Source organism: Flagellimonas chongwuensis, from assembly GCF_013376415.1.
In the GTDB taxonomy this organism is placed as follows: Bacteria; Bacteroidota; Bacteroidia; order Flavobacteriales; family Flavobacteriaceae; genus Flagellimonas; species Flagellimonas chongwuensis.
Map to the genome: position 1 here is coordinate 196,130 of NZ_WYET01000001.1, position 26,785 is coordinate 222,914.

A 26,785-nucleotide genomic window follows, 5' to 3' on the forward strand; every position below is an offset into this window, starting at 1 on the left:
AAAATACATTTTTATTTGACAAAATCTATTTTTAGATTTGTCTAAATTTAATTTTTTGCTGATTGAAATCACTTCGTAAACATATCACCCTCTTATGGATAGTCTTTACTAGTAGTTCTTGTTTCGCACAGACAGCATCCCTGAGCGGAAAGGTGACCGACGACGGGGAGCCCTTACCCTTGGCCAACGTATTGTTTAAAAACACGGAAATTGGCACCGCTACCGATATTGATGGTATTTTTGAGTTGACCAATATTCGGGCTGGAGATTATGTAGTTCTTGTGACCTCATTGGGATATCAACCCTATCAAACCAAAATCAGTTTGGAGGCAGGAGCCAATAAAACCATCAACATACAACTGGAAGCCTCAGCACAAAGTTTGGATGAAACTGTGGTTACGGGCACCCTAAAACCAGTAAGCCGATTGGAAAGCCCTGTTCCGGTAGAGGTCTACTCCCCTACTTTTTTAAAAAAGAATCCCACGGCCAGCGTTTTTGATGCGCTCCAAAATGTGAACGGGGTCCGTCCACAGATCAATTGCAATGTTTGTAATACGGGCGATATCCACATCAATGGGTTAGAAGGCCCTTACACCTTGGTTCTTATTGATGGAATGCCCATTGTCAGCGGTTTGGGTACGGTTTACGGTTTAACCGGCATCCCAAACTCCTTGATCGAGCAGATTGAAATCGTAAAAGGTCCGGCGTCCTCCCTATATGGCAGCGAAGCGGTTGGTGGCTTAATCAACATCATCACTAAAAAAGCTTTGAACGCTCCTGAGTTTTTTGCCGACGGCTTTGCCACGGGTTGGGGCGAGTACAATTTGGATGTGGGCAGTAAAATATCGGTCAGTGACAAAACCAATCTGCTTGTGGGCATCAATTACTTCAATTACGATGTCCCCGTGGACAACAACGGTGATAATTTTACTGATTTGACGCTTCAAGACCGTATTTCCCTATTCCAAAAATGGGATTTTGAACGAGAGGATAACCGCTTGTTCTCTTTGGCAGGCCGCTTTTTTTATGAGGACCGGTGGGGCGGTGAAATGCAATGGACCCCAGATTTCCGGGGCGGGGATGAAATTTATGGCGAAAGTATCTATACAAGACGGTGGGAACTGCTCGGAAAGTATCAGCTGCCGGTTAAAGAAAAATTGCTACTATCATTCTCCTACAATGACCATAACCAGAACTCGGTATATGGCGACACTGAATATTTGGCAGATCAGCGTATTGGTTTTGCACAACTGACTTGGGACAAAACTGCCGGGAATCACGATTTGCTGTTCGGGAGTGCGGTGCGCTATAATCACTACAACGACAATACCCCTGCAACTACCGAAGCTGATAATATTTGGATTCCCAGCATTTTTGCACAGGATGAATACTCCTTTGCTCCAAAACATTCTTTTTTGGCCGGACTACGGTACGATTATGACCAAAGGCACGGCAATATTCTTACGCCACGAGCTGCCTACAAATGGAAAATCTCGGATAACGATATTTTTCGGGTGAATGCCGGGACAGGATTTCGCGTAGTCAACTTGTTCACCGAAGATCATGCTGCGCTTACAGGATCTAGAGAGGTAATCATTGCCGAAGAACTGAAGCCAGAGCGGTCTGTAAATGTCAACCTTAACTATTTGAAAAAGATTTATAGCGACAACGGCACCTTTATTGGATTGGATGCTTCAGCTTTTTATACCCGATTCTCGAATGTGATTTTGCCGGATTATGAGACCAATCCCAACCAAATCATTTATGACAACTTGAATGGAAAATCGGTTTCCCAAGGAGTAAGCGCCAATTTGGACATTGTTTTTCCGAGCAGTTTTAAGATTATGGTCGGTGCTACTTGGCAAGATGTGAGCAATACTGAAAACGGGGTTACCCAACAACAAATCCTAACAGAGAGCATTACCGCTACGTGGAACTTATCATACACTTTTCATGCTTTGAAACTTACCGCAGATTATACAGGAAATTTATATGGACCGATGCGTTTACCGTTATTGGGCGATTTGGACCCTAGAAGTGAATATTCTCCCACTTGGAGCATCCAGAACATCCAATTTACCTATAAAGGATTGAATAATTTTGAACTGTACGGAGGCATTAAAAACCTTTTGGATTGGACACCGAACCGTGGCAACCCTTTTATTATTGCACGGGCAAACGACCCTTTTGATAGGGAAGTGACGTTTGACAGCAATGGTAATGCCGTAGCCACACCTAATAATCCATACGCCCTTACTTTTGATCCAAGTTATGTATATGGACCCAACCAAGGGATACGAGGGTTCTTTGGGTTACGTTATACAGTGTTTTAATTAAAACCTGATTCTCTTATCTAATTGATTTGACCCCAAACCAATAACACCTGTTCAATTCTATCAATAATTTAATCGAATGGAGCAATGATATCCTTGCATCACCTTTAATTTTACTAAAAGGTTAGTTATTAAATAATTACAACAAAATCAAGGTATATGAAAATTTACAAAGCAATTAAAAAGGACCATGACATCCAACGGGATTTATGTGATAAAATAAGCAACACATCGGGTGATACCGAAGAACGAAGGGAACTTTGGAAAAAACTAAAAAAAGAATTGGAAGTGCATGCCGTAGCCGAAGAACGCTATTTCTATTCTCCATTGGTTGATAGCGACGATATGCAAGAAGATGCCAGACACGGAATGGCAGAACATCATGAAATGGATGAGCTTATCGAAGAAATCAACGATACGGACATGAGTTCTCCTCATTGGTTGGCAACCGTAAAAAAATTGATTCACAAAGTAGAGCACCATTTGGAAGATGAGGAAAAAGACTTTTTTGATAAAGCAAAAAAGCTGTATTCTGAAGAAGAAGCTGAATCATTGGCAAAAAGTTATGAAACAACGATGACCGAATACCGTGATTCTTGGCCAGCTTCAATTCCAGGTAAAGATGAATAAAGCCCACCAATAAAAACATTGATATGAAGGGAAGACAAATGTCTTCCCTTTGTTTTGTTTATGTATTTTTACTCATGCCCAAATACGACTACATTATTATCGGAGCTGGAGCTGCAGGTCTATTGTTAGCCGATGCCATGGGCAAGGATGAGTTCTTTGCATCCAAAACCATTTTGGTACTGGACAAGGACAATAAATCCAAAAACGACCGTACTTGGTGCTTTTGGGAACGCGGTAAGGGTCAATTTGATGACCTTATCTTCAAAACTTGGGATACGATTTATGTAGGCGGACAGCAACTTCAAAAATCAACTTCCATTGCTCCATACAATTACAAGATGCTAAGGGGGATTGACTTTTACAACCACTTTTTGCCAAAGGTAAAGGCATATCCGAACATTACCTGGGCACAGGGAGAAGTGCTAAACATTGACGAAAAGGAATACGAAGTTTTGGTTACGACTTCCTCTCAAAAATATTTGGGACAAACGGTATTTTCTAGCCTTTACGACCCATCTACCTCTTTAAAGCAAGATAAATTTCCTGTTCTTCAACAACATTTTGTAGGATGGCAAATAAAAACCAAACAGTCGGTATTTAACTCGAATCAGGCAACTTTTATGGATTTCTCCGTGCCCCAAAAGGGCAACACACGTTTTATGTATGTGCTTCCACTATCAGATACCGAAGCATTGGTAGAATACACTTTATTCTCCGAGCATCTGTTGGAGAAAAACGAATATGAAGAGGCTATAAAAACCTACATTTCAGAAAACTACGGTGATATAAAATACTCCATTGAAGAAACCGAATTTGGCAGCATTCCGATGACTTGCTATCCGTTCCATCAACATAATACAAATAGAATTTTTCAAATCGGTATTGCAGGTGGATGGGCCAAACCTAGCACAGGCTATACCTTTTACAATACAAGTCGGCAAGCACCTAAATTGGTGGACTATTTAAAAACTGGTAAACCATTGACCGACTTTCACGAAAATAACAGGTTCTTGTTGTACGACATGCTTTTATTGGATATTCTATATGAGAACAATCACTTGGGCCACGAAATTTTTGAATCCATGTTTAAGAGAAGAAAGGCTTCATTGATTTTAAAGTTTCTCGAAAACGAAACCAATTTGTGGGAAGAGCTGAAAATTGTAACGGCCCCTAAACCCATACCCTTCATAAGAGCCTTGTTCAAACGGGTGTTTTAAACAGTGCGCTCCATTAAACTTTCGCCAAATTGCTTTAGCAAAACTTTGCTTTTCTCCGGAAGTTCGATTTTTGCCAAAGCCTCAAAAGCCTTTTGGGTAAAACTTTCTATTGCTTTTTTGGTCTCTTCCACTGCCCCGCTTTCTTTGAAAATAGTTTTTACCGCCTCGACTTTATCGGTGGAATCATCAGGTTTAATGGAATACAGGTGCAACAACCCCTCTTGGTCATCCTTGGAGGCTTTTTCCAAAGATTTTAAATACAAATAGGTCTTTTTGTTTTCCATGATGTCGCCCCCAACCTGCTTACCAAAGGTTTTCGGGTCACCAAAAGCGTCCAAATAATCATCTTGTAACTGAAAGGCAATCCCCAGATTACGACCAAATTCATAAATAGCGTCTGCATCTTTTTGGAGTGCATTGGCTACAATGGCGCCCATCTTCATAGCGGCGGCCACCAAAACTGAAGTCTTGTATTCAATCATTTTGAGGTATTCGGGAACGGTCACATCATCCCTGATTTCAAAATCCACATCATATTGTTGACCCTCACATACCTCAAGAGCCGTTTTACTGAACAATTTGGTGAGTTCAACATAAGTTTCGGTCGGATAACTTTCAAAAAACTGATAGGATAGAATCAACATCGCATCGCCAGATAGAATTCCAGTATTCACATCCCACTTTTCATGTACGGTGGTTTTTCCCCGTCGCAATGGCGCATCGTCCATAATATCATCGTGCACCAAGGAAAAGTTGTGGAACATCTCCACTGCCAATGCGGCGTCCATAGCATACTCTACCTTACCTCCAAAGGCTTCGGCCGTCATCAAAGTGAGTATAGGCCGCATTCTTTTGCCTCCCAGTGCCAAAATATATTTTACGGGCTCGTATAGATTCTTGGGCTCCCCTAGCTGGTTCCTTTTATTGAGGTACGTAACAAACTGGTCCCTATACTGACTAATGATATCGATATCTGACATGGAACCAAAAATACATTCAAATATTCAATTTGTGATGGGCTTATGGTTTTAAAATATGGATACAAAGTATCCAACCTTCCAAAAATTGAATCTTTGAAAAAAATTTTACAAAAACTGCAATGAAATAGTTTTTGTTCGTCTCTATAAGTGAAAAGCAACCTGATTCGACCGAATGGCAGCCAAAACCGATAATCGCAACAACCTGACCGACTTCTTTAACGAGGAGTATGGCTCGCTGCGCTCCTATGTGCAGTCCAAGATCAGGGATACATCGGAAAGGGATGCGGAGGATATTGTGCAGGATGTTGCGCTGCGCATGTTTTCACGATCGGATGATGCATTGCCCATAACCAACGTGGGCGGCTTTGTGTACAATGCCATTAGGAACAGGATCATAGACATTATGCGCGGCAAAAAGGAAAGGAAATTGCCTAGTGAGGATATCGACCAACAATGGCGGGAATTTGCTGAGTTCTTTTATGGGGATGCGGACAACCGCTACTCCCAGGAAATGGAACAAGCGCTCAAAAGAGCCGTAGAAGATCTAAAGCCTGCATACAGGGATATCATTATCGCCATCGATTTTGAAGGATACAATTACAAACAACTAACAGAAAGAACAGGAATACCGCAAGGCACCTTAATGTCCAGAAGACACAGGGCCATGTCGGAACTATCAAAAACATTGGAGAATTTAAAAGAACTGAGTTATGGAACATAAAAAAGAATTTGAGAAGGCCGTAGAAAAGAAGGTGGAGAGAACCGTGAAAAAGGTGGTTAAAGTTATTGCCATGGTCATATTGGGTGTGGTGATATTCCTCCTGGCCAATTATCTGCTGATGCGGCTTTGGAACTGGTTGATGCCAGACCTTTTTGGCGTAGGGACAGTGACTTACTGGCAAGCTTTGGGCATCTTTATTTTAGCTAAACTGTTGTTTGGCTTTGGTGGTGGCGGAGGAAAAAGCAAAGGAGGCTCCAGTCACAAAAAGAAGATTAAATCGTCCAATAAATGTCGGTCTTGGAGAAGGGATTTTAATGAATGGAAGCACTACGACCAATTTTGGAAAGAGGAAGGTGAAGAAGCTTTTAAAACATATGTGAGAAAAATCAAAAACGAAAATCATGATACAACAGAAGAAAACTAACAGCAAGAAGAAATACTTACTCCAGTTCAGTCCCTTTTTTTGGCGATTGGGAAACATTGATGGCGATACCATCGACAAAGATGCACAACTTAGGCCTGTGTTCGCCAATGCAAAAGAGTCCCATTGAAATAAATGATAAATCCTTCGTTAAAAAATTGTAAAACCATGGAAACTTTTTTTGTTTTTAAAGTTTCCATCTTTACATTTGCCCCTGATTATGAGGGAAAAGATTATTCAAAAAGCAGGTGAGATGTTCTTAAATCTTGGGTTTAAGAGTATTACCATGGACGATTTGGCACATGAGATGGGGATATCCAAGAAAACGATTTACTCCCATTTTAAGAACAAAACAGACCTGGTTCAACAGACCGCCATGTCAATGACCGATTTTATTGTATGTGGCATAGATGATATCGTAGCCTTGCAAAAAAATCCTATTGAGGAACTTTATGAAATCAAAAGGTTTGTGATGCTTCATTTAAAAGATGAAAAATCATCACCGCTCTATCAATTACAAAAATATTATCCAAAAATCTATACGTCCCTCAAGGAAGTACAATTTGAATGCACCCATCGTTGCGTGGCCAAAAATGTGAAGCGTGGTATGCAAATGGGAATTTACAGGGACAACCTAAACGTGGAATTTGTTTCTCGAATTTATTTTACCGGAATAACCAGTTTAAAGGACAATGGCCTGTTTCCCACGGAAATTTTCAGTAAAGCGGAACTAATGGATTATTATCTGGAATATCATTTAAGGGGCATTGTAACTCCAGAAGGAAGAAAAATACTCAACTCAATCATCAATTCAAATAAAGAATAAATGCAAAGAACGTTAATCAGTCTATTACTAATACTACCATGGTTGGCGTCCGCCCAGGATACCATACCGAACCTTAGCTTAGATCAGGCCATTGCCTATGCACTGGAGCACAATTATAGTTCCATAAACGCAGAGCGTGATATTGTGGATGCACAGAAGCAAAAATGGGAGACCATTGCAACCGGACTTCCACAGATCAACGGTGCCGTTAGCTATCAAAACCAGTTAAAACAGCCTGTTTCGCAGATTCCTGCCGAGTTTTTTGGTGGGGAGCCGGGAACGTACCAAGAAGTTGTATTTGGTCAGGCACAATCCATGTCAGCAACGGCAACCCTAAGGCAACAAATATTTGACGGTTCCTACATTGTGGGTGTGCAGGCAACCAAAACTTTTTTGGAATACAGCCAGAACAATAAGGAGAAAACGGAATTGGAAGTCCGAAAATCGGTTGTGGAAGCCTACGGAAATGTACTTTTAGCTCGAGAAAGTGTTCAAATTTCGGAAAAGAACAAATCCACACTGGAAGATAACCTCTACGAAACCAAGCGAATCTACGAAAATGGCCTTGGCGATGAGGAAAGCGTGGACCAATTACAGATAACACTCTCCACGGTGGACAACCAGCTGAAAAATGCCCGCCGAATGGAAGAGATTACCCTTCAAATGTTGAATTTGGTACTGGGTCTTCCCATTGAGACCCCAACGGTTTTGACCGAAAACCTGGATGACCTTACCCAAAAGGAGATTGATCTTGGATTAATTGATTCCGAATTCAACATTGAGAACAATGTGGACTATAAAATGGCCGCCAACCTCAACGAACAACGGTTTTTGGAGCTGAAATTGGCCAAAAGCCGAGCGCTGCCCACATTGAACGCCTTTGTTAACTACGGGGGAAACTCTTTCAGCAATGATTTCAACTTTTTGGACAGCGGCCAGCAATGGTTCGGGTCATCCATTTTAGGAGTGGACCTTAACATTCCTATTTTCAGTTCTTTGGGTAGAAGTGCAAGTACACAACGTGCCAAAATTGCCTTGGAAAAAGCCAAAACACAGTTTACCGAAGCCCAAGCACAGATTCGTCTTCAATTGGAGAGTGCCAAAAGTGATTACATCCTTGCCATAGAACAGTATGGAACTTCCAAAGAAAACCTGGAACTGGCCGAACGCATAGAAAACAAAAACCAGGTTAAATACGAGGAGGGATTGGCAACCAGCTTTGAATTGAGACAGGCCCAGACCCAATTGTACACAAGCCAACAAGAATATTTACAGTCCATGGTAGATGTCATCAACAAAAAGACAGCACTGGAAAATATTTTAAACAAATAACAAAAGAGAAAACCATTCCATCATGAGAAAAGCAATATATATAACACTAACTGCAGTAGTTTTGGCTTCTTGCGGAGGCAACAGCAACAAATCTTTGGACAAAGCGTTGGCCAGCAACGATGTTGAGACCATGCGTAGTAAGCACGCAGAAATCTCCAGCCAAAAGAAAGCGTTGGAGGCACAATTAAAATCATTGGATTCTGCCATTGCGCTGCTCGACAAGTCCGAAAAACTTCCCTTGGTAACCACAATCGAGGTACACCCAGAGAAATTTGACCATTACTTAGAGCTCCAAGGAGATGTTATGACCAAACAAAATGTACTGATCTATCCTGAAATGTCCGGGACCTTGAACCGCGTTTACGTAAAAGAAGGTCAAAAAGTTTCCAAAGGACAATTACTGGCCACTATTGATGATGGTGGGCTTTCCAGCCAATTGGCCCAACTAAAAACACAGGCGGAACTGAGCAAGACCACTTTTGAGAGACAAAAAAGGCTTTGGGAACAAAACATCGGTTCCGAAATACAATACCTTCAGGCAAAAACCAATTACGAAGCACAACAGAGTGCCGTAAAGCAAATGGAGAGCCAAGTGGGTAAATCGAGCATACGTGCACCGTTTACAGGTATCATTGACGATGTTATAAAAGATGAAGGGACCGTAGTTAGCCCAGGTCCAGGTTCCGAAGTGTTCCGAATTGTGAACCTGTCCAACATGTACATTAACGTTGAGGTTCCAGAAAGCCACTTGCCCAATGTTACCCCTGGTAAAGACGTTAAAGTGTACTTCCCTGTTCTAGGTGACAGTGTTACGACAACGGTTAGGCAAACAGGAAATTTCATCAACCCCAGTAATAGATCCTTTACAGCAGAAATTCCCGTACCAAGCCTCGATGGAAAGGTGAAACCAAACCTTACAGCAAGGGTAATGATCAATGACTATACCAGTGATAAGGCCATCCTTATCCCTCAAAGTGTGTTGTCAGAAAACGCAGATGGCGAACAATATGTGTATTTGGTGGACGCCGATTCCATTCAGAATGATCCGGTAGCCAAAAAAGTGGTGATCAAAACAGGGAAAACACAAGGCGATTACGTTGAAGTACTTTCCGGAATAAACGAAGGGGATGCCATTATCGATGAAGGTGCCCGAAGTGTAAAAGAAGGACAAAAAGTCAACATAAAAAATAGCTAGACAGCCAAAGCAAATAAATTATGAGCAAACAAAAGAAAAGTGTAGACAAGGAGTTTCGGCTGTCCTCATGGGCCATCGATAACCAGACCACAATGTATGTGCTGATCCTGGTTATCCTTATCCTTGGTGGCATGGCTTATTTCAGCATGCCCAGGGAAAGCTTCCCTGAGGTAAAAGAGACCAAGATATACATCAGTTCAATCTATCCGGGAAACACCGCAGAGGACATTGAAAAACTCATTACCGACCCACTTGAGGACGAACTCAAGACTGTGAGCAATCTTGTAGAAATCACATCTACCTCTCAAGAGGATTATTCCATGATCATTGTGGAGTTTGATGAAAACATTTCGGTGGAGGCTGCTCTTCAAAAGGTAAAGGACGAAGTTGACTCTAAAACAGCCGGCGAGGATTGGCCCACCTTTAACGGGGCCAAAGTGGAACCCAATGTATTCGATTTGAGCCTTTCAGAAGAAATACCCATACTCAACATCAATATTTCCGGGGACTACCCTATTGAAAGACTCAAAGAGTTTGGCGAATACTTGGAAGACGAAATAGAAGGCCTTCAAGAAATCAAGCAAGTAGATATTCGTGGTGCACAGGAAAAAGAGGTAGAAGTTGCCGTGGACATTTACAAGATGATGGCCGCCAAGGTCAGTTTCAACGATGTCATAAACAGTATCAGCAACGAAAACCTGACTACCTCTGCCGGAAATCTTATTGCCAGTGGGCAACGTAGAACCATTAGGATAGTTGGAGAAATCGATGAGCCCAACGAACTGGAAAATTTTGTGGTGAAATCCGAAAACGGAAACCCGATCTACCTTAAGGATATCGCCAAGGTTACCTTTAAGGAAGAGGAAAAGACCACCTATGCACGGGAGTTTGGACACCCCGTGGTAATGCTCGATGTAAAAAAACGTTCCGGTAAAAACATGGTCGACGCAGTGGACCAGATCAAAGTAATAGTTGACGATGCTATTGAGAATGAATTTCCTCAAGATCTTACGGTAACCATAGCCAACGACCAATCGTCCAAGACCATTGGCCAAGTAGATGACCTGGTAAACAATATCATCTTCGGTATTATCTTGGTGGTAACCGTCCTGATGTTCTTTTTGGGCTTCAAAAATGCATTGTTCGTAGGTTTCGCCATTCCAATGTCCATGTTCATGTCGCTGATGATACTCAACGTTTTGGGCTACACCATGAACACCATGATACTTTTTGGACTTATTATGGGGCTAGGAATGTTGGTGGACAATGGTATTGTGGTTGTGGAAAACATTTATCGTCTTATGGACGAGGAAAAAATGCCACGTATCGAAGCTGCGAAAAAAGGTATTGGTGAGATTGCGTTCCCGATTATCATATCAACACTGACCACAGTTGCAGCCTTTGTGCCTTTGGGGCTTTGGCCGGGCATCATGGGGCAGTTTATGAAGTATTTCCCTATTACCCTGTCGGTGGTTTTGGGTTCATCCCTATTTGTGGCAATCTTTTTTAACTCTGTTCTGGTATCACGATACATGACTACTGAGGACAAGGAGATGCCCCTAAAACAGATTGTGCGCATCACATCCATTATTTCCGTAATCGGCATTCTCATCGTCATCTTCGGTGGAGCGTATAGGTCATTGGGGTCACTGATGGTGCTAACTGCGATTATGTTATGGATTTATCGTTTGTTCCTAAGAAACTGGGCCGGGATATTCCAAAATAGGATCCTTCCCAAATGGGAAAGCTTTTACGAGAGGACACTACGCTATTCCCTTGCTGGAAGAAGGCCCATTTTTATTGCAGTTACCACTTTTGTCCTGCTTATAATCGCCTTTATCGGTTTTGGTGCTTCCGTAGGTAGCCAAAGAACCAAGGTGGAGTTTTTCCCCGATAACAAGCCCAACCAAATTATCGTTTATATCGAATACCCCGAAGGGACCGATATAGAAAAGACGAACAAAATCACCAAGGACATTGAAGAGCGGGTATACGACATCATCAATTCGGACGCTTACATGAACGGTGACTACAACTTTATGACCGAAAGTGCCGTATCCCAAGTAGGGGAAGGTGCCGGTAACCCCCAGACCGATGGTGGTTCCAGTGCAGAAATGCCAAACAGGGGCAAAATCACGGCCACCTTACGGGAATTCAAATACCGTGAAGGTGCGGATAGCCAAGAACTTTTGAGAAAAGTTCAGGAGGCATTGAAAGATGTGTATCCCGGCGTTGCCATTTCGGTTGAAAAAGACGCCGTTGGGCCTCCCGTCGGTTACCCCATCAACATAGAATTGGAAGGAGAGGATTATACCGAATTGATCAATACCGCGGAAAGAATGCGAAATTTTATCAATTCAAGAAACATACCCGGTATTGATGAGCTCAAGATAGATGTAAACAAGTCCAAGCCATCCATGTTGGTACAGGTTGATCGTAAAAAAGCAGGTGAGTTGGGCATTGCAACCGGTCAGATTGGCCAACAGCTCCGTAGTTCCATCTTTGGTTCCAAAGCCGGCATTTACAAAGAAGGTGGTGAAGATTACGACATTTACGTGAGGTTCAACGAAGAGGACCGGTACAACACCAGTGCCCTTTTCAACCAGCGCATCACATTTAGGGACCCATCCAGCGGACAAATCAAGGAAGTTCCAATTTCGGCGGTCACCAAGCAAACGAACAGCACCGGGTTTAGCGCTATAAAGCACCGGGATGTAAAACGGGTGGTAACCGTTTATTCCGCGTTGGCTTCGGGCTATACGGATGCCGGTGCCATTGTGGGCAAAATCCAGGAAGAAATGAACGATTTCGAAAATCTTCCGGATAATATCAAAATAGATTATACAGGTCAGATAGAGGAGCAAAATAAGCAAATGGCCTTTTTGATGGGTGCTTTTTTCACCGGTCTTGGACTGATATTCTTTATTCTGATATTCCAATTCAACTCCATCAGTAAACCGGGCATTATCATGCTTGCAATTTTCTTGAGTTTGATTGGTGTATTCGGAGGTATCGTTGCTACAGGAAGTGCATTTGTTATCATGATGACCATGATGGGAATTATATCCCTGGCAGGTATTGTGGTGAACAATGGTGTGGTACTATTGGATTATACCCAACTGCTAATCGATAGAAAGAAGGTGAAATTAGACCTTGATGAAGATGGGCTTTTGGAGCCTGATGATTTCTTGGAATCCGTTGTAAGAGGAGGAAAATCGAGATTGCGTCCCGTATTGCTAACGGCCATTACCACCATTTTAGGTTTGATTCCATTGGCAACAGGATTCAATATCAACTTCTTTACCCTAATGAGCGAGTTTGACCCTGGTATTTATTTTGGAGGTGACAACGTAATATTTTGGGGACCGTTGGCTTGGACCGTAATCTACGGATTATTGGTGGCAACCTTCCTAACACTGATTGTTGTACCTATTCTATTCACCTTGGTATACAAGCTAAAGCTAAGGATTAGAAAAAGAAAGTTGGCAAGGCAAGAACGCAAACAAGAACAAATTGAAACTGCTACCACATAATGTAGTACAAAAACAATAGAAAAGCCCCGACCAAATGGTCGGGGCTTTTTTGCTTAAACACTGATTTTAAATAATTATTGGTTTACCGTTACGGCATCGCCTTGGCTCCAACTTTTTACTTGCACAATACGGTTATCCGTAAAGTCAACTTCGTTCAATTCATCGTTCCTCCAAAAAAACCATTTCCCGGTTTTTTCTCCATTGTCGTATTGGCCGGTGGCAATTTTTTTACCTTCTACATTGAACATTACCCAATCTCCATGCAACTTTCCGTTCAACATATAACCTGTTTGGGCAATTTCACCATTGTCGTGAAAATAAGTGGCTTTCACCATATCTCCCACTTTTTCAAAGGTAGGCTTGGTATCTTGTGCAGACACACCAACCGCAAACATCACCGCCAAAAATAATACTGCTTTTTTCATATCTAGATGGGATTTAATATTATTAGTATCAATATGATAACGAATCAAAGTTACTTAAATTTTACGTTAATCACACATTTACATAACATTTAGTTTACATTAAATTAACTTAAAATGTTCAATTTACTGTATTTCAATTAGTTAATATTTTTGTAATTCTTCAAAACGACCATTTAATCGAAGAATTTTGCCCTATACCCCAACCTCTACAATGGAAAAATGATCTCCAATGTTAATTTAACGTTAAGCGATATGCCCCTTGTAGCCATTTTTGAAATTTAAAAAAGCAGGTCAAGGAGAAAAAGAGATTATCTACTGTAAAATATCCACATTCCTATTAAATTTGCGCTCTCATAACAAACATCATGTACAGAAGCAATACTTGTGGTGCCCTAAGGGCATCGGACATAGGTTCAGAGGTAATACTAAGTGGATGGGTGCACAAGCTGCGCGACAAAGGTTTTGTAGTGTGGGTAGATATTCGCGACCGTTACGGCATAACCCAATTGGTATTTGATGAAGAACGAACTACCAAAGAACTTTTGGAACAAGCTCGCGAACTGGGACGTGAAACCGTTATACAAGCAAAGGGGCAAGTTATAGAGCGAGCTTCCAAAAACCCGAATATCCCAACGGGAGAAATCGAAGTTCTGGTGACCGAACTCACTGTCCTTAATAATTCTTTGCTTCCTCCTTTCACAATTGAGGACGAGACCGATGGCGGTGAGGACATTCGAATGAAGTATCGCTATCTGGACATTAGAAGAAACCCAGTAAAGAACAAACTTATATTTAGGCACAAGGTGACGATGGAGGTCAGAAAATATCTGTCCGACCAAGGTTTTATCGATATTGAAACACCTTATTTGATAAAATCCACTCCCGAGGGGGCAAGGGACTTTTTAGTGCCCAGCCGCATGAACGAAGGCCAGTTTTATGCCCTTCCCCAATCTCCCCAGACCTTTAAACAATTGTTGATGGTAGGAGGAATGGACAAGTATTTCCAAATTGTGAAATGTTTTAGGGACGAAGACCTTCGTGCAGACCGCCAGCCCGAGTTTACTCAAATTGACTGTGAAATGGCGTTTGTTGAGCAAGAAGATATCCTAAACACTTTTGAAGGTTTGACAAAACATCTTTTAAAGGAAATTAAAGGTGTGGAAGTGGATGAATTTCCACGTATGACCTACGATGATGCCATGCGATTGTATGGAAACGACAAGCCCGACATCCGATTTGGGATGGAATTTGGTGAATTGAACCCTGTGGCGCAGCATAAAGATTTCAATGTTTTCAACACTGCTGAATTAGTGGTTGGCATAGCTGTGCCGGGAGCAGCTTCTTACACTCGAAAAGAAATAGATGGGTTAATTGATTGGGTTAAACGCCCTCAGGTGGGCGCCAAGGGAATGGTATATGTAAAATGTAACGAGGATGGCACCTACAAATCTTCCGTGGATAAGTTTTATGACCAAGAAGATTTGGCCAAATGGGCCGAAACCACCGGTGCAAAAGCGGGTGACCTTATCTGTGTGCTTTCCGGAAATACCAACGAGACCCGCGCACAATTGAGTGCCCTTCGAATGGAATTGGCCACTCGATTGGGACTTAGAAAAGCGGATGAATTCGCTCCCTTATGGGTCGTGGATTTCCCACTGCTGGAATTGGATGAGGAAACCGGAAAATACCATGCCATGCACCATCCTTTCACTTCCCCAAAACCAGGTCAATTGGAATTGTTGGACACAAAACCCGGAGAAGTAAAGGCCAACGCCTATGATTTGGTGCTGAACGGAAACGAAATCGGAGGTGGTTCCATCAGAATCTATGACAAAGAGACCCAAGCGACCATGTTCAAACATTTGGGCTTTACCCCAGAGGAAGCAAAAGCACAGTTTGGCTTTTTGATGGATGCTTTCCAATATGGAGCGCCTCCCCACGGTGGTATCGCTTTTGGTCTGGATAGATTGGTGGCCATTTTGGGCGGACAGGAAACTATTCGAGACTACATCGCTTTCCCAAAAAACAACAGTGGACGCGATGTTATGATAGATGCCCCGGCGAACATCGACGAAGAGCAACTAAAAGAACTCCATTTAAAATTGGACATGTAATAATAGAAAATCCCGTTTTGTAAGCGGGATTTTTTAATACTTTTAATAGGTATTACGGACCTCCATGCCCTACAGCAATAAAAAACTGCTCACCCGCTTTTTAAAATGGCGATATCGAAATATCTCCAACAGGACCTTTATTCAGTTAATGAGTTTGGTCGTTGGATTTTTGGCAGGACTGGTAGCGGTTACCGTAAAAAACTCCACCTATTTTATTGAATCGCTCTTAAAAAGAGGAATCGTTTTCTCGGAGAACCAACTGTATTTCATCCTTCCGACGATAGGACTTACCTTGGTCTATCTCTATGTCAAATTTGTACACAAAGAGCCACTACAACATGCAGTTTCCTCTATTATATTCTCACTCTCCAAAAAGAGGGGACTGCTCAAACTAAAGGATATTTACACCCCATTGATCACCGCTCCGCTCACCGTTGGTTTTGGTGGTTCTGTTGGTTTGTTGGGTCCAGCTGTAAAATCCGGGTCCGCAGTAAGTTCCAACTTAAGCAGATTGTTCCATATTGATGCAAAAACTAGAACCCTTTTGGTGGCCTGCGCTTCGGCCGGTGCAATTGCATCTATCTTCCAATCGCCCATTGCAGCCATAATTTTTGCAGTGGAGGTTTTTACCTTGGATTTGACCATGATGTCCATGCTCCCCTTGCTTTTGGCATCGATTTCAGGGGTACTCACCTCCTATTTCTTTTTGGGCAACGAAGTATTGTTCAGCTTTTCGCTATCCGAAGGCTTTAAACTGGAAGACACCGCATTTTACGTTTTGTTGGGAGTAGGTACCGGCTTTGCCTCCATCTATTTTACCAAAATGTACTTTCGGATACTCTCGCTATTCAAAAAATTGAAAAGTCCAAAGTATAAATTATTGGTTGGTGGAATCGCCATCGGCATCATGTTGTACGCCATTCCCCCACTCTATGGTGAAGGTTTCGGATTTATCAACAACCTATTGGACGGTAATCACCTAAAAGCTTTGGGCACCACTCCATTTGATGCGTTCACGGACAATATCTGGGTGGTTATTGCGCTCTTGTTCGGCATTACCATTTTCAAGGCTATTGCCATGACCACCACCATCGGTGCAGGGGGAGCTGGAGGAGTATTTATCCCCACCATGGTTATGGGAAGCGCATTGGGCAATGTGGTTGCGAAGGTCATCAATAATCTGGGATTGGGATTCTCGGTATCGGAAAGTAACTTTACCTTGATTGGAATGGCAGGTCTCATTGCCGGGGTAATTCACGCACCTTTGACCGCCATATTCTTGATAGCTGAGATAACAGGAGGGTACCAACTTTTTGTTCCTTTGATGATAACCGCCGCTATTTCATACCTCATCACTAAAAATGCCCTCGATTATACGATTTACACCAAAGAACTGGCCAAAATAGGAGCGCTTTTATCGCACAATAAGGATCAAATGGTGCTCGGGCTGATGGAAATGGATGATGTTATCGAAAAGAATTTCAAGCCTGTTCACCCAAAAATGTCCTTGGGCGAAATGTTGCATCAATCCGTATCCAAATCCAAAAGAAACCTTTTCCCAGTACTGGATGATGAAAAAAAATTAATTGGGATTATCGTCTTGGATGACATCAGGCCCATGATGTTCGACACCGAAATATATGACACCGTTTTTGTTAAAAATTTGATGCATGCACCGCCAGAGGTTATCTTTTACGAGACGGACAACATGAAGCAGGTAATGAAAAAATTTCAGGATAGCGGCGCTTGGAACTTGCCCGTCATCAAAAATGGCAAATATGAGGGCTTCATCAGCAAATCAAAAATGTTGACCGCCTATCGCAGAAAATTGATCAATTACTCTCAATGAAGATAAAACTCAAACATATCGTTTTTTTTATTATGCTGGCATCCCTTGGCTCCATATTCTACGGTCTTTCCTTGGAAGAAGGGCATCCACAGGCACCCAAATACATTGGAGGAGGCACAGTTGGTCTATTTTTGGTAGCCATGCCACTTTTCCTATGGAAAGAAAGCAAGGTCAAAAACATGAAAGATTACATGCTTACCAAGGAAAATATTAAGAAAATGCAGGAAAAAGAGCGAAAAAATACTGAAAACAAATAATTTTCATAAGATTTAAACTTCATTTCATCCAATCAGTCATAAAAAAAGTTACATTCGTATTTTAACATTTTATTTATTTTTTAATGACTGGTACAGTAAAATTTTTCAATGATTCCAAAGGTTATGGTTTCATTACAAACGACGACACAGGAAAAGACATCTTTGTTCATGTTACAGCATTGAACGGAGTGGAATTGAACGAAGGCGACAAAGTAGAATACATCGAAGAAGAAGGAAGAAAAGGAGTGGTTGCTGCACGCGTGCAAGTAATCGGATAAAAATATTTTATTTTGATTTGATTTAAAACCTCGGCAAGTCCGGGGTTTTTTCTTTAATTGAGGTTTCTCCGTTGAATAAAGAATCGCTTGAGCATTTCCGAAGCTTCCCTTTCCATTACACCTCCTACGACCTCGGTTTTGGGATGAAGGTGCCCTCCCATGACACTGAACCCGCGCTCCAAATCCGAAGCACCATAAACCACTTTGGAAATTTGGCTCCAATACAATGCTCCTGCGCACATTTGACAAGGCTCCAAGGTCACGTACAACGTACATCCCTGCAAATATTTGCCCCCCAAAAAGTTCGACGCAGCCGTAATCGCTTGCATTTCGGCATGTGCGGTAACATCCTTTAACCGTTCGGTTAAATTGTGGGCCCTTCCAATAATCCTGTTGTTCACCACTATGACCGCACCTACAGGCACTTCACCATTTTCGAAGGCAATTTCTGCCTCTTGCATGGCTCTTTTCATAAAATAATTGTCATCAAAAGGGTTCTCCACGATTTTTATCTCATTTTTCAACAGATTGCTAAGCTACACATAAAATAATCTTGGAGAGAATCGATACTTTTGTTTTTTATTCATTGGAAAGACTGTTAAAACATATCGAATCGCCTAAGGACCTCAAAAAATTAACCTTAAAGGAGTTGCCCAAGCTCGCTAAGGAATTGAGGGAATTTATCATTGATATTGTTTCTACCAAAGAGGGACATTTAGGTGCCAGTCTTGGGGTTGTGGAACTTACCATTGCCCTTCACTACGTATTCAATGCACCGTATGACAAACTTATTTGGGATGTAGGTCACCAAGCCTACGGACACAAAATCTTCACAGGGCGCAAAGAAATTTTCGATACCAATCGACAATTGGGCGGAATCAGTGGTTTTCCAAAACGAAGTGAAAGCGAATACGACGATTTTGGGACCGGGCACAGTTCAACAGCGATATCTGCCATCTTGGGCATGGCCATGGCCTCAAAACTCAACAAAGACTTTAGCAAACAACATATTGCCGTAGTTGGGGATGCTTCCATTGCGAGCGGAATGGCATTTGAAGGACTTAACCATTTGGGCGTGACAGATGTCAACGCATTAATTGTCTTGAACGATAACGCTATAGGAATCGACCCTAGCGTAGGTGCATTAAAAAAATATCTTACCAATGTTAAGGCTGGAACCGCCAAGGACGAGAATATTTTTGAATGCCTCAACCTGAACTATACAGGTCCGATTGATGGTCATGACCTTCAAGCTCTGGTCACTGAACTGGAACGCTTAAAACATGTGGATGGCCCAAAATTGCTCCACATAATTACCACAAAAGGGAAAGGTTTAAAGCAGGCCGAAGAAGACCAGGTGGTGTACCATGCCCCTGGAAAATTTGATAAAATCACAGGGGAAAGATTAAAGAAATCAGGGGAGGTACAATCACCAAAATATCAGGACGTATTTGGTCACACCCTGGTGGAATTGGCCAAAGAAAATGAAAAAATCGTAGGAATTACCCCTGCTATGCCCAGTGGAAGCTCGTTAAAATTTATGATGGAAGAAATTCCAGAGCGCGCCTTTGATGTAGGCATCGCGGAGCAACACGCTGTTACATTAGCGGCGGGGATGGCCACACAGGGCCTTGTGCCATTTTGTAACATCTATTCCACATTTTTACAGAGAGCCTATGATCAGGTGATACATGATGTAGCGCTACAAAAGCTCCCGGTAATTTTCTGTTTGGACAGAGCGGGTTTAGTGGGACAGGACGGTCCTACGCACCATGGCGTTTTTGATATGGCGTTCCTGCGCTGTATTCCCAACTTGACCATATTCTCCCCAATGAACGAGATGGAACTCCGAAACATCATGTATACAGCACAATTGGGATTGGATAGACCTATTGCAATAAGATACCCCAGAGGTCGTGGCGTGACCATAGATTGGAAAAATGATTTTGAATCTATAGAAATAGGTACTGGACGTAGGCTCAAAAACGGGTCCAAAATTGCTGTTCTGACCATTGGGCATATTGGCAATACAATTGCCGAACTTATTCAAGAACTGAATAGGCCCGAAGAAGTGGGGCACTACGATATGCGCTTTGCAAAACCTCTGGATAAGAATCTTCTCCGCACCGTTTTTGTTACTTACGAGCATATTATTACCGTTGAAGATGGCACAAAGCAGGGTGGTTTTGGTTCCGCAGTACTCGAATTCATCAACGAGGAAGGTTTATCAAAACCTGTTAAAATATTTGGAATCCCGGACCAATTTGTGGATCATGGCGATGTCTTGGAGACCCACCAAATGGCTGGTATAGATTTTGATACGATACACTCATACATACAATCAACCTTAGACCAATGCGATTAAACTGTTTTTTAATTTTATTTCTAGCCGTTTTTCTATCTGCCCATGCCCAAGTGACCCAGTTAAAGGCGTTTGAAATTGATAGCACCAATGGCAGCTTTAAGATAATTCGCATTAAGGATGTAAAGCTCAAATACCTCACCCGAAATGCAAAACTGACCGACCCGCGTACGGTATTGAACAGGGTAAAGCCTTTGAGTATATGGTACAATCGGTTCAAGCCTACTTCTTTTTGGAAAAAAACCAACAAATTTGGCCTCAACGTAAGCGAAGTCTCATTTGTCAACTGGAATGCAGGGGGGGACAACTCTGTTTCGGCTCTCGCGAGCGCTGATTTTGCCCGTAACTATAAATTCCGCTACCTAAGTTGGAACAATGAAGCCCAGCTTCGATATGGCCTCAATGCACAAGAAGGACGAAAACTCCGCAAAACGGACGACCAGATCCGACTCTCCACCACTCTTAGTTTTAGGAAGGACACCATTACCAATTGGTACTATTCGGTAAAGGCCAACATTCGGACACAATTTTCCAATGGTTATAAATATCCCGATCGCGAGACCCCCATTTCAAAGTTCATGGCCCCAGGATATTTGTTTGTCGGTGTCGGTACATCATACATACCCCCAAAAGATCAGTTCAACCTTTACATTTCACCCGCTACCATGAAATCGACCTTTGTATTGGATGAGAATCTCTCCAACCAGGGCGCTTTTGGTGTAGAAGAAGGAGACAGGGTGTTTTTGGAACTTGGTTTTTTGGTGACGAATACTTGGGAAACCGAAATTACCAACAACGTTCTTATGAGTCATCGCCTCAACTTATATACAGATTATGTTCGGAGTTTTGGGAACATAGATGTGGATTGGGAACTTAACTTCAATCTCAAAGTGAATGACTTCTTAAATGCCAATATTGGAACGCATATCATCTTTGATGATGACATCAAATTTGATGAGGAAGTTGCGGAAGATGGAACCGTAATCAGCCCGGGCGTGTCCAAAATCCAGTTTAAGCAGTTACTGGGGGTAGGACTGCTCTATTCGTTTTAGACCTTTCGACCTGTTAATTTATCATGGATATGAACTGCTGCACTATCGGACAGACTGGCTACAAAACAACTGGTGTCCAATAATATTTTATAGATGGAAGCATCCGTATTCCTATAGTTTTCAGGCAAACTTTTGATGAGCAACCGGTCATAATTGGTATCCTCTCCCTCCTTTACGTTGATAAGGGCCGTAGTGTACATATCCAATAAGTCCGAAATAATTCGATATCCGGCCAATTCCTTATCCACTACCTCGGTGGATTGATATATCTTTTCCACGCTCAGTTTAATGATATCATCAACTTGGGCTATATATTTTCCTTTGTCCAGTAAAGATGCATCAAACTCACCATTGAGAATCTTCTCCTCGTTTGTTACGAAAACGTCCACTGCGTCCCCTATCAAAGTATTGATGGCAAGTGCCCTCAAATAGCTCAATCTATCACTGGAGGTAGTCATGGCATTATACTTTTTGGTATTGATGTTGTCCTTCACCAAATTGATAAGGTACTCCAATGCGTATTCTTCCGGTATAAGACCCAAATTGATGCCGTCCTCAAAATCGATAATGGTATAACAAATATCGTCCGCAGCCTCCACCAGATAGGTCAACGGATGTCTTAAAAATCCTGTTTTCGGGTGGGCAGGATTGGGCAAAAGACCTATTTCCCCCACTAATTCATTAAAAAACGCTTTTTCGGACTGGAAAAAACCAAACTTCTTATCGGCAATGTTCCTCGATGGTTTTTTGGGCAGGGAAGCTTTGGGGTATTTTATAAAGGCTCCCAAAGTGGCGTAGCTCAACCGCAATCCCCCTGGCACTCCTTCGCGGGATTCTGTCAACAACTTAAACCCGTTGGCATTACCTTCAAAATCAATCAAATCTTGATATTTCTCTGCTGTGAGAACATCTTCATAAAATTTTCCCTTGCCCTGTTTAAAGTAATTGCCGATGGCCTTTTCCCCACTGTGCCCAAACGGTGGGTTTCCAATATCATGGGCCAAGGCGGCAGCGGCAACAATAGCTCCAAAATCATTAAAATGATGACCATGGACTTCGGACAAGAACGGATACTTCGACAAAACTTGTTGTCCGGCAATGCGTCCCAAACTTCTTCCTACCACTGACACTTCCATGCTGTGCGTTAGGCGGGTATGCACAAAATTCTTCTGTGAGCCTACGGCAATCGGCATTGGAAACACCTGTGTTTTGTCCTGCAAACTCCTAAATGCAGATGAAAAAATGATTCGATCGTAGTCCACCTCGAACCCTAGCCGGGTTTCGTTCTGTTCCTTGCGAAGGCGTTTTCCCGTATCCCCGTATCTTTTTAAAGAGAGTAGCTGTTCCCAGTTCATAATGATTTATTGGTGCAATATACGTTTAACCTAAATCATACACCAACGTAGGGATATTACATTGTTTACAATGCTTAATGATTACTTAAACTTAAAATTACGGTAAAGAAATTTTCAAAGTCCAATTTTGGAGCGGATTTCTTTATGGATATTAGTTTTTGTCGACTATTCTTCGAAATCTGATGGCTACCTTTCAAAAGGTAGCCTTTTTTATCAAAATGACATCTATAAGATAACATACAGGAAATGTTAACTTAACATTGGGTACGGTTATTTGCAGCGACAAAAACTAGTACCGTAATGAATACCCCAAAGTTAACCCTCATTGGGATTATCTTTATATTCACTTGCACGCATTTTTCTTATTCTCAAGAAATTAGACCAACGCATTTTGGTGACGGATTGCTCAACATTATGGGCAAAGACAGCACTTGGTCCATGAAAGTGGGAGCAAGAATGCAATTATTATCCAATTTTAGCTGGACTGATGAAGGGCAAAGTAAATTTGCCAACCCAGAGCAGGATTTTTTGGTAAGACGTGCACGGCTTAAATTCAACGGCTTTGCCTATTCCCCAAAACTTAAATACAAGATTGAGCTTGGTCTGTCGAACAGGGATATGTCGGGGTCATCAGAGTTTACGGGCAATACGCCAAGATACATCCTTGATGCCGTGGTCATTTGGAATTTCTACCAGAACTTTGAACTTTGGTTTGGACAAACCAAGTTGCCCGGCAACATTGAAAGGGTCATCTCTTCCGGAAATCTTCAACAGGTGGATCGCTCATTGTTGAACAGTAGGTTCAATATAGACAGGGATATGGGCTTTCAACTCAGACATCATTTCTATTTGGGCAATAGGTTTTTGGTCCGTGAAAAATTCGCGTTCTCACAAGGTGAGGGAAGAAACGTTACACAGGGTAATCTAGGAGGGCACCAATACACCTCAAGAATTGAGCTGCTTCCCTTTGGGAATTTCGTTAAAAAAGGTGATTACAGAGCTGCCGATCTCAACAGGGAGCAAACGCCTAAACTAATGTTCGGAACCACTTATGACATAAACAACAATGCGGTTAAAACTAGGAGCAATATGGGCAGTTATATGTCCAATGATATTGGGTTCCACGAAACCAACATCTATACACTGTTCCTTGACCTTATGTTCAAATACAGGGGTTTTTCACTAATGGGAGAGTTTGCCCATCGCGATGCCGGTGAACCAGTGGCATTGAACTCCGACAATACTCCTACGGGAGACGTTGTGCAGGTAGGGAATGGACTTAACCTGCAATCGGGTTACTTGTTCAAAAATAATTGGGAGGTATCGGCCCGATTCACCAACATTGAATTGGACATGGAAATTACAGGTAAAAATCCGCAAAAACAATATACATTAGGGCTATCAAAATATATTGTAGGACATAAACTAAAGGTTCAAACAGACCTTAGCTATTTAAATATTGACAATGGTTTGAATGAGCTGATGTACCGTCTACAGGTAGATGTACATTTTTAAAAAATAACCTTAACATAACTTATCAAAAGCGTATTCTCTTGATATTTGAAAAATTTTTTTGATTTCTAATTATGGACAACATTTACTTTTTAATCCTTGTGGCCTTGGGCATTCTGGCCATTGCAGATCTTGTTGTTGGCGTTAGTAACGATGCGGTAAATTTTCTGAATTCTGCTATTGGTTCCAAGGCAATATCGTTCAAGACCATCATGATCGTGGCAAGCGTGGGCATAGCCTGTGGAGCCATTTTCTCTAGCGGTCTTATGGAAGTTGCAAGGAAAGGTATTTTTAACCCCGGTGAATTTTATTTTGATGAGATCATGTTCATTTTTATGGCCGTGATGATTACGGACATACTACTATTGGACTTTTTCAATACCATAGGAATGCCCACATCAACAACGGTTTCCATAGTTTTTAACCTTTTGGGTGCCGCTGTTGCAATGGCCATCCTAAAAATAGCAAATGTAAATGGTAGCTTCTCCGATATTGTGCATTTTATCAATACGGACAAGGCGATTGAAATAATCATAGGAATACTATCGTCAGTTGTGATTGCATTTTCCATTGGTGCCTTTGTGCAATGGGTATCCAGGGTATTGCTTTCCTATCAATTTCAAAGAAAGGCGAATTGGGTCGGCGCCGTTTTTGCAGGAATCGCGCTGTCCGCCATTTCTTATTTTATCCTTTTAAAAGGAATAAAGGGAACTCCTTTTGCAGACCAGACATACGGTTTTATAGGAGGTGTAACCATTAAGGATTATTTGGAGACAGAAGTCTACAAAGTGGGCTTTATCAATTTTGCTTTTTGGGCTATTTTGTCCTATGTACTCATACAATTCGCCAAAGTCAATATTTACAAAGTTATCATAGGGGTGGGCACGTTCGCTTTGGCACTTGCTTTTGCAGGAAACGACCTTGTCAATTTTATTGGTGTGCCCATTGCTGCTTGGCAATCCTATGTAGCATGGTCGGGGTCAGGAGTGGATGCTTCTGAATTTAGTATGGGAATCTTGGCTAACACTGTAGAGACACCTACCCTTTTGTTGTTCCTATCAGGAATGATTATGGTGGCAACTCTATGGATGTCCAAAAAAGCCAGATATGTTGCCGATACCGAAATAAATTTATCCAGAGAAGGTGAGGCCAAGGAAAAGTTTCAGCCAAACTTTCTATCAAGAGGCCTGGTAAGGTTTTCCATCAATTTGTCTACATGGGCTTCCTCCATAGTTCCCAACTCAATACAAAAGAAAATCAATAAACGGTTTGAAAAGCCCACCGTGAACCTTTCAAAGGAAAAAGTGCTTCAATTACCTGCTTTTGATATGATAAGGGCTTCGGTGAACTTAATGGTTGCCGGTATCTTAATATCCATTGCCACATCTTACAAACTCCCCCTTTCAACCACCTATGTCACCTTTATGGTGGCCATGGGTACTTCCTTGGCCGATAGGGCCTGGGGTGCAGAAAGTGCTGTTTACAGGGTTGCTGGGGTTTTGAACGTAATCGCAGGATGGTTCAGTACGGCCATAATTGCTTTTATTGCTTCAGGAGTGGTCTTGTCCCTTATTAATTTTGGGAAAGGTGCCGCCATAGCCATGTTGTTGTTCGCAGCGGTTCTTCTTTTGGTAAGAAATTATATATCCTACAACAAAAAATCCAAGGAAATCAAGGTCGAAGATCGCTTGAGAAGAGCTGAAAGCAGCTCCATACAAGGTGTTATTGAAGAGACTGCGGCCAACATTGCCAATGTGGTAAAGCGTAGCAATAAGATTTATTCCAATTCTATTAACGGTCTTGCGAAGCAGGCTTTGGATTCCCTAAAAAAGAACAAAAAACAAGGAAACAAACTTGCATTGGAAATAGAAGACCTCAGGGAACACACCTTTTATTTCATCAAGAACTTGGAAGAGGCCCATATCGGAGCCAGTAACTTCTACATAAACATAATGGGGTACCTGACAGATATGTCCCAATCCTTGGAATACATTGGAAAAGTGAGTTACAATCACGTTCAAAACAACCATAAAAAGCTAAAGTACAATCAAATAAAGGAGCTCAAGGAAATCGACCATAAATTGGAGGAAATCTTCAACAGTACCCAAAAGGCGTTCGAAGAAAAATCTTTTGAGCAAATAGGCGCCATATTGGATTCCAAGCAAGAACTTTATGATTTGGTTTCCCAAAAGATAGACATCCAAGTGTCCCGAACAAGAACAGAGGAATCGAGCCCAAAGAACACCACGCTATATTTCTCCCTATTGCTCGAAACAAGGGACTTGATTACCGCTATGATGAACCTTTTGGAACAATACTATCGCGAACACGATAGTACGGTTCAACCAGCCACTATCGAAAAAAAATAAAAAACGGTATCTTTTCGTCCTCAT

The 26,785-nt window shown here is 41.9% G+C and carries 22 protein-coding genes; 18 read left to right on the forward strand and 4 right to left on the reverse strand.

Annotated features, from left to right (window positions below; all coding sequences use genetic code 11):
• Positions 1-62: 62 nt before the first annotated feature.
• From GUA46_RS00835 to GUA46_RS00845, 3 genes are all read left to right on the forward strand, one after another.
• Complete coding sequence (locus GUA46_RS00835) at positions 63-2,333, forward strand: TonB-dependent receptor (protein WP_176618916.1); 2,271 nt, start codon at positions 63-65, stop codon at positions 2,331-2,333.
• Between the two features lie 159 nt (positions 2,334-2,492).
• A complete protein-coding gene (locus GUA46_RS00840; RefSeq protein ID WP_108245433.1) occupies positions 2,493-2,963 on the forward strand; it encodes a hemerythrin domain-containing protein in 471 nt (156 codons plus the stop codon).
• 23 nt (positions 2,964-2,986) lie between these two features.
• Complete coding sequence (locus GUA46_RS00845) at positions 2,987-4,180, forward strand: lycopene cyclase family protein (RefSeq protein ID WP_229418410.1); 1,194 nt, start codon at positions 2,987-2,989, stop codon at positions 4,178-4,180.
• Here the strand turns inward: GUA46_RS00845 and GUA46_RS00850 are convergent.
• Positions 4,177-5,160, reverse strand: coding sequence for a polyprenyl synthetase family protein (locus tag GUA46_RS00850; RefSeq protein WP_176618917.1), 984 nt, complete (start codon positions 5,158-5,160; stop codon positions 4,177-4,179). The two genes, GUA46_RS00845 and GUA46_RS00850, sit on opposite strands and share 4 nt — an antisense overlap.
• A 172-nt stretch (positions 5,161-5,332) precedes the next feature.
• On the opposite strand from GUA46_RS00850, the gene GUA46_RS00855 reads away from it, so the two are divergent.
• From GUA46_RS00855 to GUA46_RS00885, 7 genes are all read left to right on the forward strand, one after another.
• Positions 5,333-5,881 carry an RNA polymerase sigma factor gene (locus tag GUA46_RS00855; RefSeq protein ID WP_176618918.1) on the forward strand — a complete coding sequence of 183 codons (549 nt, stop codon included), beginning with the start codon at positions 5,333-5,335 and terminating at the stop codon, positions 5,879-5,881.
• Positions 5,871-6,305, forward strand: coding sequence for a hypothetical protein (locus tag GUA46_RS00860; protein WP_108245437.1), 435 nt, complete (start codon positions 5,871-5,873; stop codon positions 6,303-6,305). The genes GUA46_RS00855 and GUA46_RS00860 overlap by 11 nt, the downstream gene beginning before the upstream one ends.
• Positions 6,283-6,432: a hypothetical protein gene (locus GUA46_RS00865; protein ID WP_159075784.1), complete on the forward strand. Its 150-nt coding sequence runs from the start codon at positions 6,283-6,285 to the stop codon at positions 6,430-6,432. Before GUA46_RS00860 ends, GUA46_RS00865 begins: the two co-directional genes overlap by 23 nt.
• Before the next feature lie 90 nt (positions 6,433-6,522).
• Complete coding sequence (locus GUA46_RS00870; RefSeq protein WP_108245438.1) at positions 6,523-7,128, forward strand: TetR/AcrR family transcriptional regulator; 606 nt, start codon at positions 6,523-6,525, stop codon at positions 7,126-7,128.
• Positions 7,129-8,460 (forward strand): TolC family protein, encoded by a 1,332-nt coding sequence (locus tag GUA46_RS00875; RefSeq protein WP_176618919.1) that lies wholly within the window; start codon positions 7,129-7,131, stop codon positions 8,458-8,460. It abuts the gene before it with no gap.
• A gap of 22 nt (positions 8,461-8,482) precedes the next feature.
• The gene (locus GUA46_RS00880; RefSeq protein ID WP_176618920.1) at positions 8,483-9,655 is read left to right on the forward strand and encodes an efflux RND transporter periplasmic adaptor subunit; all 1,173 of its coding nucleotides are present in this window, start codon (positions 8,483-8,485) and stop codon (positions 9,653-9,655) included.
• Positions 9,656-9,675: 20 nt separating this feature from the next.
• Positions 9,676-13,188: an efflux RND transporter permease subunit gene (locus GUA46_RS00885; protein WP_176618921.1), complete on the forward strand. Its 3,513-nt coding sequence runs from the start codon at positions 9,676-9,678 to the stop codon at positions 13,186-13,188.
• 74 nt (positions 13,189-13,262) lie between these two features.
• On the opposite strand, the gene GUA46_RS00890 is transcribed toward GUA46_RS00885, so the two are convergent.
• The gene (locus GUA46_RS00890) at positions 13,263-13,613 is read right to left on the reverse strand and encodes a toxin-antitoxin system YwqK family antitoxin (RefSeq protein WP_108245442.1); all 351 of its coding nucleotides are present in this window, start codon (positions 13,611-13,613) and stop codon (positions 13,263-13,265) included.
• Positions 13,614-13,978: 365 nt separating this feature from the next.
• Here GUA46_RS00890 and aspS point away from each other — a divergent pair, with 365 nt between their 5' ends.
• The 4 genes from aspS to GUA46_RS00910 all read left to right on the forward strand — a co-directional run bounded on the left by aspS (position 13,979) and on the right by GUA46_RS00910 (position 18,111).
• The gene (aspS, locus tag GUA46_RS00895) at positions 13,979-15,727 is read left to right on the forward strand and encodes an aspartate--tRNA ligase (protein ID WP_176618922.1); all 1,749 of its coding nucleotides are present in this window, start codon (positions 13,979-13,981) and stop codon (positions 15,725-15,727) included.
• 64 nt (positions 15,728-15,791) lie between these two features.
• Positions 15,792-17,576: a chloride channel protein gene (locus tag GUA46_RS00900; RefSeq protein ID WP_176618923.1), complete on the forward strand. Its 1,785-nt coding sequence runs from the start codon at positions 15,792-15,794 to the stop codon at positions 17,574-17,576.
• On the forward strand, positions 17,573-17,833 hold the full coding sequence (locus tag GUA46_RS00905) for a hypothetical protein (protein ID WP_108245445.1): 261 nt from the start codon (positions 17,573-17,575) through the stop codon (positions 17,831-17,833). The genes GUA46_RS00900 and GUA46_RS00905 overlap by 4 nt, the downstream gene beginning before the upstream one ends.
• Positions 17,834-17,916: 83 nt before the next feature.
• A complete protein-coding gene (locus GUA46_RS00910; RefSeq protein WP_108245446.1) occupies positions 17,917-18,111 on the forward strand; it encodes a cold-shock protein in 195 nt (64 codons plus the stop codon).
• 53 nt (positions 18,112-18,164) lie between these two features.
• Here GUA46_RS00910 and GUA46_RS00915 read toward each other — a convergent pair whose 3' ends face one another.
• On the reverse strand, positions 18,165-18,614 hold the full coding sequence (locus GUA46_RS00915; protein WP_176618924.1) for a nucleoside deaminase: 450 nt from the start codon (positions 18,612-18,614) through the stop codon (positions 18,165-18,167).
• A gap of 50 nt (positions 18,615-18,664) precedes the next feature.
• On the opposite strand from GUA46_RS00915, the gene dxs reads away from it, so the two are divergent.
• On the forward strand, positions 18,665-20,476 hold the full coding sequence (dxs, locus tag GUA46_RS00920; protein WP_229418411.1) for a 1-deoxy-D-xylulose-5-phosphate synthase: 1,812 nt from the start codon (positions 18,665-18,667) through the stop codon (positions 20,474-20,476).
• A complete protein-coding gene (locus GUA46_RS00925) occupies positions 20,467-21,525 on the forward strand; it encodes a DUF3078 domain-containing protein (RefSeq protein ID WP_176618925.1) in 1,059 nt (352 codons plus the stop codon). The genes dxs and GUA46_RS00925 overlap by 10 nt, the downstream gene beginning before the upstream one ends.
• Here the strand turns inward: GUA46_RS00925 and dgt are convergent.
• Positions 21,522-22,880 (reverse strand): dGTP triphosphohydrolase, encoded by a 1,359-nt coding sequence (dgt, locus tag GUA46_RS00930; protein ID WP_176618926.1) that lies wholly within the window; start codon positions 22,878-22,880, stop codon positions 21,522-21,524. The genes GUA46_RS00925 and dgt overlap by 4 nt on opposite strands.
• A gap of 300 nt (positions 22,881-23,180) precedes the next feature.
• On the opposite strand from dgt, the gene GUA46_RS00935 reads away from it, so the two are divergent.
• Both GUA46_RS00935 and GUA46_RS00940 read left to right on the forward strand, forming a co-directional pair.
• Positions 23,181-24,395: a porin gene (locus GUA46_RS00935; RefSeq protein WP_176618927.1), complete on the forward strand. Its 1,215-nt coding sequence runs from the start codon at positions 23,181-23,183 to the stop codon at positions 24,393-24,395.
• A 71-nt stretch (positions 24,396-24,466) separates the two neighbouring features.
• Positions 24,467-26,761, forward strand: a complete 2,295-nt coding sequence (locus tag GUA46_RS00940) for an inorganic phosphate transporter (RefSeq protein WP_176618928.1) — start codon at positions 24,467-24,469, stop codon at positions 26,759-26,761.
• Positions 26,762-26,785 lie beyond the last annotated feature (24 nt).

What these genes read in the sequence shown, in the direction of transcription:
- GUA46_RS00840 (WP_108245433.1), top strand. Translation starts at nt 2,493, where the DNA reads ATGAAAATTTACAAAGCAATTAAAAAGGACCATGACATCCAACGGGAT.
- GUA46_RS00845 (WP_229418410.1), top strand. Translation starts at nt 2,987, where the DNA reads ATGAAGGGAAGACAAATGTCTTCCCTTTGTTTTGTTTATGTATTTTTA.
- GUA46_RS00850 (WP_176618917.1), bottom strand. Translation starts at nt 5,160, where the DNA reads ATGTCAGATATCGATATCATTAGTCAGTATAGGGACCAGTTTGTTACG.
- GUA46_RS00855 (WP_176618918.1), top strand. Translation starts at nt 5,333, where the DNA reads ATGGCAGCCAAAACCGATAATCGCAACAACCTGACCGACTTCTTTAAC.
- GUA46_RS00860 (WP_108245437.1), top strand. Translation starts at nt 5,871, where the DNA reads ATGGAACATAAAAAAGAATTTGAGAAGGCCGTAGAAAAGAAGGTGGAG.
- GUA46_RS00865 (WP_159075784.1), top strand. Translation starts at nt 6,283, where the DNA reads ATGATACAACAGAAGAAAACTAACAGCAAGAAGAAATACTTACTCCAG.
- GUA46_RS00870 (WP_108245438.1), top strand. Translation starts at nt 6,523, where the DNA reads ATGAGGGAAAAGATTATTCAAAAAGCAGGTGAGATGTTCTTAAATCTT.
- GUA46_RS00875 (WP_176618919.1), top strand. Translation starts at nt 7,129, where the DNA reads ATGCAAAGAACGTTAATCAGTCTATTACTAATACTACCATGGTTGGCG.
- GUA46_RS00880 (WP_176618920.1), top strand. Translation starts at nt 8,483, where the DNA reads ATGAGAAAAGCAATATATATAACACTAACTGCAGTAGTTTTGGCTTCT.
- GUA46_RS00885 (WP_176618921.1), top strand. Translation starts at nt 9,676, where the DNA reads ATGAGCAAACAAAAGAAAAGTGTAGACAAGGAGTTTCGGCTGTCCTCA.
- GUA46_RS00890 (WP_108245442.1), bottom strand. Translation starts at nt 13,613, where the DNA reads ATGAAAAAAGCAGTATTATTTTTGGCGGTGATGTTTGCGGTTGGTGTG.
- aspS (WP_176618922.1), top strand. Translation starts at nt 13,979, where the DNA reads ATGTACAGAAGCAATACTTGTGGTGCCCTAAGGGCATCGGACATAGGT.
- GUA46_RS00900 (WP_176618923.1), top strand. Translation starts at nt 15,792, where the DNA reads ATGCCCTACAGCAATAAAAAACTGCTCACCCGCTTTTTAAAATGGCGA.
- GUA46_RS00905 (WP_108245445.1), top strand. Translation starts at nt 17,573, where the DNA reads ATGAAGATAAAACTCAAACATATCGTTTTTTTTATTATGCTGGCATCC.
- GUA46_RS00910 (WP_108245446.1), top strand. Translation starts at nt 17,917, where the DNA reads ATGACTGGTACAGTAAAATTTTTCAATGATTCCAAAGGTTATGGTTTC.
- GUA46_RS00925 (WP_176618925.1), top strand. Translation starts at nt 20,467, where the DNA reads ATGCGATTAAACTGTTTTTTAATTTTATTTCTAGCCGTTTTTCTATCT.
- dgt (WP_176618926.1), bottom strand. Translation starts at nt 22,880, where the DNA reads ATGAACTGGGAACAGCTACTCTCTTTAAAAAGATACGGGGATACGGGA.
- GUA46_RS00935 (WP_176618927.1), top strand. Translation starts at nt 23,181, where the DNA reads ATGAATACCCCAAAGTTAACCCTCATTGGGATTATCTTTATATTCACT.
- GUA46_RS00940 (WP_176618928.1), top strand. Translation starts at nt 24,467, where the DNA reads ATGGACAACATTTACTTTTTAATCCTTGTGGCCTTGGGCATTCTGGCC.